The sequence below is a fragment of the Nocardia aobensis NBRC 100429 genome, from assembly GCF_000308375.1.
Taxonomy (GTDB): Bacteria; Actinomycetota; Actinomycetes; order Mycobacteriales; family Mycobacteriaceae; genus Nocardia; species Nocardia aobensis.
Genome location: NZ_BAFQ01000250.1, coordinates 1 through 5,542 on the forward strand (window position 1 = coordinate 1; position 5,542 = coordinate 5,542).

The following is a 5,542-nucleotide window of genomic DNA, read 5'->3' on the forward strand; positions in this document are numbered from 1 at the left end:
GCCGCAGTCGCACACCGGCGGCAGCCCGGTCGTCGGGCCGGCACGTCCGCAGCTGCCGCAGGCGCTGAATCCGTTCCGCAGCCAGATCGGCATGCTGATGGGCGGCACCGACACCGATCCGCACCTGGTGGAGATGTTGCGGGCGACGCATACGACGTGGTCGGCGGCCATCGACCGCTCGGGACCGGCGGCCGGGCTCGAACTGGCCAGCCGCACACCGGTGATCGCCATCGGTGGATTCACCTCCGAGGATCCGGTCCCCACCGTGGCGGGATTCCAGGACCTGGTCCGCGACCACCGGATCACCTACTATCTGGCGCCCGAGATGAAGCTGCCGGACTCGTGGCGAACCCGCGACCGGCACCGAACCCCCGGCGCCACGCCCACCCCGGCGACCGCGCACAACCCGTCGGCCGCACACGCGGAGCCGGATATGTGGCATCCGGTCGGCAACACCGATATCTATGCCTGGGTGGCCGCGCATTACACGCCGCAACACCTCGGCGGCCTCGAGGTTTTCGACCTCACCGCACCACCGCACTGATCACGATATGAGGGGCTGATCGCCCGCTCGACACGCCCTTGCACACACCGGAATTCAGCAATCTCACAGCTACGATTGCTGGATGCGAGAGCCGAACCGCCGCCAGGTGCTGGCCACCGGCCTGGCAACAGCAGCCGCACTGCTGCTGCCGGGCCGCGCGGGCGCCGACCCCGTCCGCCGGGCGGCGTCGGCCCTCGCTCCCCTGGGCCCCGACTTCGTGTGGGGGGTGGCCACATCCGGGTTCCAGACCGAAGGCCATGCCCCCGACAGCAACTGGACCCGCTACATCGCGACCGGCGCGGCCGAACCGTATCGGGATTCGGTGCGCTTCCTCGACACCTACGCCGACGACATCGAGCGCGCCGCGCAGCTGGGCGCGAAGAGCTTCCGGATGAGTATCGAATGGGCCCGGGTGCAGCCGCATCCCGACGAATGGGACGACCAGGCGTTCGCCGGCTACGACCGGATCGTCGACGCCGTCTACGCCGCGGGCATGACCCCGATGCTGACCCTGGATCACTGGGTGTATCCGGGCTGGGCGGCCGACCGCGGTGGCTGGCGCAACCAGGGCATGGTCGACGACTGGCTGGCGAATGCGCGGAAAGTGGTGCAGCGCTATGGTTCTCGCGATCCGATCTGGGTCACGATCAACGAACCGGCCGCCTATCTCGGCACCGAGATCCGCATCGGCGCCCTCTCCCACGAGGAGTGGCCGGCGGCGATGGACCGGCTCGCGCAGGCCCACAACCGGATCTACGACGACATTCACGTCACCTATCCGAAGGCGATGGTCACCAGCAACATCGGCTATGTGCCCGGCGCCGACACCGAGGTGAATCAGCCGTATATCGACCAGGTTCGCGACAAACTCGACTTCGTCGGCGTCGACTACTATTTCGGCCCCACCCCGGTCGCGGACGGTTCGCCGTCGACCTCGGCCGGTGCGCCCGCGATGTGGGAGTTGCCGCTGCAGACCGAGGGCGTCTACTACGCACTGCGCCGCTATGCCCGCCAGTTCCCCGGCAAACCGCTGTATGTGGTGGAGAACGGGATGCCGACCGAGGACGGCAAACCCCGCCCGGACGGCTACACCCGCGCCGATCAACTGCGCGACACCGTGTACTGGATCCAGCGCGCCAAGGCCGACGGTATCGATGTGCGTGGCTACAACTACTGGAGCCTCACCGACAACTACGAATGGGGCAGCTACACCCCGCGTTTCGGCCTCTACACCGTCGATGTCACCTCGGATCCGGATCTGGTGCGCCGGCCCACCGACGCGGTCGAGGCGTTCGCGGTGCTCGTCCGCGCGGGCGGGGTGTCCGCCGATTACCGGCCCACCCGCGCCCCCGTCGGGTGTTCTCAGGTCGATCCGCCGGCCAGTTGCGACGAGCCGGTGATGCTGCCCGGCGCGGATCCGGCCGCCACGCCGTCACCGTGATCGCCTGCCGCCGGGTCCGGCAGTCGGTAAGGGGACGGTCGAACCCGGCGGTTGCCACATCAGGCGGGAAGTTGCAGTCCGGCCGCGAGAACCGGCCACGACTGGATCAGCGCGTCGTGCCAGTAGCCCCAGGAATGGGTTCCGGTCGGCGTGAAATCGTAGGTCGCCGGAATGCCGAGACCGTCGAGCTTGGCCTGCAGGTTGTGGCTGCAGTAGTTGACCGCGGCTTCGATCACACCGCCGATGACCAGCTGATTGGCCAGTCCACCCGGTCCGGGCAGCGTGTAGGGCCCGTTGAGGGTGTCCCACTGTCCGGGCAGCCCGGATCCGCTGGAGATGAACAGGTTCAGCCCGCGCAGCTGATCGGCGTGCACGTAGGGATCGTTGGCCGCCCACATCGGATCGTTCTGCGGCCCGTACATGTTCACGGTGTTGCCGCCGCCCCACACGTTGACCGCGAGATTGACCGCGGTGTAGCCGACAGGGTCGCTGATCTGGGCGCACCCGCTGTAGGCGGCCACCGACTTGTACAACCCGGGTTTGGCGATCGGCAGCTGCAGCACCGAGGTGCCGGAGGTGGACAGCCCGGCGATGGCGTTGAGGCCGTTGGTGCCCAGGGCGCCGTCGATGATGGGCGGCAGTTCCTCGGTGAAGAACGTCTTCCACTTGTTGACGCCCAGCTTCGGATCCGGCGCGCGCCAGTCGGTGTAGTAGCTCCAGGCGCCGCCGACGGGCTGGACGACGTTGACGTCCTTGTCGGCGAGGAACTTCAGCGCGTCGGGCGCCTTGTTGTCCCAGGTGGCGCTGTCCTCGCCACCGCCGGCGCCATTGAGCAGGTACAGCACGGGACGCGGTGTGGAGGCGTCGGCGGGTCGCTGCACGTTGATCGTGATCGGTTTGTCCATGGCCGCGGAGTACACCTGCAGGGTGACATTGCGGCCGTCGACGACGGAGAAGCCGACGATCTTCGATCCGTCGGCGGACACCGGATGTGCCAGCGGCGCACCGGAATCGACGACCGGATCGCCCGCGGCGGCGGCCGGTCCGGCCGCCATGCTCGCCGATACCGCGGCCAGAACTGCCGCGGCCGCCACCGTCGCGACCCGGGTGCGCCGCCGCACCCGGTATCGCCCCGCAAATCTGCCCGCCCGATTACTGCTCGCCACGTGCACCTCCGAATCCCGTTCGGTCTTGCGCGGTTGCCTGCCTGGGCAGACTAATTCAGCGGCAACCGTTTGGCGATCGGTCCGGCGGGCGCGTCGAGCAGGTCGTCACATTCGCCGCATCACCGACACGACCTTGCCGAGCACGACCGCGCGGTCACCGTCGATGACGTCGTAGGCCGGATTGCGGGGTTCGAGGTAGACGTGACCGTTGCGCCGGCGATACACCTTCACCGTGGCCTCGTCGTCGATCATGGCGGCCACGATGTCACCGGAGTGGGCCTCGTGTTGCTGCCGCACCACCACGATATCGCCGTCGCAGATCGCGGCGTCGATCATCGAATCACCGCGCACCCGCAGCCCGAACACAGTTCCGCGCCCGACCAGTTGCCGCGACAGGGTGAGCTGGTCGTCGGTGTTTTCCTCGGCGAGGATCGGGGTACCGGCGGCGATATCGCCGACCACCGGCACGGTCACCGAACCCTGTTCGCCGCCACGGCTTTCCGCGGGTGCGAGGAACAGGCGCACATCGATGGGCCGGGAGACACTCGCGCTGCGGCGCAGGAATCCCTTGTCCTCGAGGTCTTTCAGGTGTTTCGACACCGACGAGCCCGATTTCAGTCCGACGGCGGCCGCGATCTCCCGCGACGAGGGCGCATACCCGTTGCGCTGCACCGCATCTCGGATCACGCCGAGGATGCGCCGCTGCCGCTCGGGCAGCCGGGAGGTGTCGAGGTGGTCGTACGCGTCGTCGTATCCGGTCACCGGAGAATCGTAGACGGCCGCCGCGGCGGCGCCTCAGTTCACGCAGGGTATGTCGGATCCGATGCTGGTGGTGACCGGCTTACCGGAGTCGGGACGGTCGTCGGTGGTTGCCGTGGCCGACACCGAGCCGCCGCCGCTGGTGGTCGTGGTGAGCCCGGTCGTGGGGTCGGTGGTGGTCACCGTCGACGCGGAGGAGGAGGTGAGGCTGTCGGGCATGCTGAAATCGCTGCCGATGACGATCTTCACCGTCCCCGGATCGAGGGATTTCGACGCGGCCGTGGGCAGCCCGCCCAGCATGTCGGCGGCCTGGGTGGCGTCGGTGTCGGCGCCGGAGCCGAAGTACACGACCGAACTGGATCCGTCGCTGTAGGTGGCGTTGCCGACGTTGCCCTTGCGGAAGCCCTTGTCCACCAGCGCCGTGGACACCTTGGCCGCCATCCCGCTGGCTCCGCCGGCGTTGACGACGTCGATGGTGCTGGTGGGGGTGGTGGTCGGAGCGCTGGACTGTGGTTCGGCCACCCCGAAGGCGGTGCGCACGGTCTTCTTGATCGCGGCCGGGTCGACGATGTTGACATCCTGGCCGTCGACGGTGTCGTAGGCCTTCACCGGCAGGGTCTGGAATTCGATCGGAATGGATCCGGCGCGGCCGAGGGTCTGGGCGAAGTCGAGCAGGTTCCAGCCCTGGGAGAGCACGATGTCGTTCTGCGCCGCGGTGATCAGGTCCTGCAGTTTGCCGATATTGGTCAGCGTTCCCGAATCCTTGAGCTGTTTGGCGACCGAGGTCAGGAATGCCTGCTGGCGGTGGGTACGGTCCAGGTCGCCGTTGTCGAGGCCGTGGCGCTGGCGCACGAACGACAGCGCGTTGGCGGCGTCGAGATGCTGGCGGCCCGCGGGGAACACCGCACCGGAGTAGTACTCGTCGTCGACGGCGTGGTTGAGACACACGTCGACGCCGCCGAGGATGTTGGCCAGATCGTAGAAGCCGACCAGCGAGATCTCGGCGAATCGATTGATCGGCACCCCGGTGAGCTGTTTGACCGTCTGCACGATCGATTCACGCCCGGCCTCGCGGCCCTGGCGTTCGAGTTCGACCTTGTCCTTGACGCCCTGGTTCTCCAGTTTCTGTTCCACCGAGGCCTTCTTCAGCCCGTAGGCCTCCTTGATCTTGGCGTGGTCGTAGCCGGGGATCCCGGAGACCGAGACATAGTCGTCGCGCGGGATGGAGAAGGCGGTGACCTTCTTCAGATCCTTCGGAATGTGAACCAGGATCAGCGAATTGGCGTTGTAGCCGCCTTCGCTGCCGTCACCGGCGTGCAACTGGTCGAGGATGTTCTTGGGCAGGTCGTTGCCGTTCTGGTCCTTGCGGGTGTCCAGGCCGATCAGCAGGATGTTCAGGTCGCCGTCGAGTGCGGCCGCATCGGCCTCGCTGATCGCGTTGGACCGGGTGAAACCCTGATCGACGCTGCGCTCGGTGTAATAGGCCAGGCCGGTGCCGCTGACCACGACCACGGCCGTCACCGCGGCCAGCAGGCGACCACCGACCCGCACGGCCCTACCGCCGCGATTCGGGCGCGGCGGCGGTGCGGTGCGGGCGCGGCGGGTCCGCCGGTTCGGCGGTGGCGCGGCGCC

General features: G+C 68.0%; 5 protein-coding genes. 2 read left to right on the forward strand and 3 right to left on the reverse strand.

The window, feature by feature from the left end; genetic code table 11:
* Both RJ03_RS27640 and RJ03_RS27645 read left to right on the forward strand, forming a co-directional pair.
* The coding region (locus RJ03_RS27640) for a mannosyltransferase YkcB-related protein (RefSeq protein ID WP_036507721.1) at positions 1-544 on the forward strand (544 nt) is incomplete at its 5' end.
* 82 nt (positions 545-626) lie between these two features.
* Positions 627-1,985: a family 1 glycosylhydrolase gene (locus RJ03_RS27645; protein WP_036507724.1), complete on the forward strand. Its 1,359-nt coding sequence runs from the start codon at positions 627-629 to the stop codon at positions 1,983-1,985.
* Positions 1,986-2,044: 59 nt separating this feature from the next.
* Here the strand turns inward: RJ03_RS27645 and RJ03_RS27650 are convergent, their stop codons facing one another.
* The 3 genes from RJ03_RS27650 to RJ03_RS27660 all read right to left on the reverse strand — a co-directional run.
* Positions 2,045-3,040, reverse strand: a complete 996-nt coding sequence (locus RJ03_RS27650; protein WP_051025323.1) for an alpha/beta hydrolase — start codon at positions 3,038-3,040, stop codon at positions 2,045-2,047.
* A gap of 216 nt (positions 3,041-3,256) precedes the next feature.
* Positions 3,257-3,913, reverse strand: a complete 657-nt coding sequence (lexA, locus tag RJ03_RS27655; protein WP_036507725.1) for a transcriptional repressor LexA — start codon at positions 3,911-3,913, stop codon at positions 3,257-3,259.
* Between the two features lie 33 nt (positions 3,914-3,946).
* On the reverse strand, positions 3,947-5,542 hold a 1,596-nt coding region (locus tag RJ03_RS27660), incomplete at its 5' end, for an LCP family protein (RefSeq protein ID WP_051025324.1).

What these genes read in the sequence shown, in the direction of transcription:
- RJ03_RS27650 (WP_051025323.1), bottom strand. Translation starts at nt 3,040, where the DNA reads ATGGCGGCCGGACCGGCCGCCGCCGCGGGCGATCCGGTCGTCGATTCC.
- RJ03_RS27645 (WP_036507724.1), top strand. Translation starts at nt 627, where the DNA reads ATGCGAGAGCCGAACCGCCGCCAGGTGCTGGCCACCGGCCTGGCAACA.